Origin of the sequence: Burkholderia sp. SIMBA_051 (assembly GCF_046534915.1) — a bacterium.
Taxonomy (GTDB): domain Bacteria; phylum Pseudomonadota; class Gammaproteobacteria; order Burkholderiales; family Burkholderiaceae; genus Burkholderia; species Burkholderia ambifaria.
Map to the genome: position 1 here is coordinate 1 of NZ_JAWRXS010000540.1, position 257 is coordinate 257.

Consider the following 257-nt stretch of genomic DNA (forward strand, 5'->3'; position numbering starts at 1 on the left):
CGCGATGCCACCCGGCATGGACCATTCCTCCATGCCAGGCATGAATCACGACGGCGCCAAGCCACAGCCCGCGATGCCGCCCGCCATGGATCATTCCGCCATGCCCGGCGTGGACCACGGCGCGCCCGCCGCCGCCCCGCCGGTCGGCAGCCTGCCGTCCAGCGACGGCGCCGGTCCGCGCGGCTACGACAGCTACGGCATCCATCCGCACATGATGGACAAGGACGCTTCATCGCGGCTGCTGTTCGACAAGTTCG

1 pseudogene is annotated in these 257 nt (G+C 70.0%); it reads left to right on the forward strand.

Annotated features, from left to right (window positions below):
• Window positions 1–16: 16 nt before the first annotated feature.
• Window positions 17–257, forward strand: a pseudogene (locus tag SB771_RS35625) (copper resistance protein B); the annotation flags it as partial.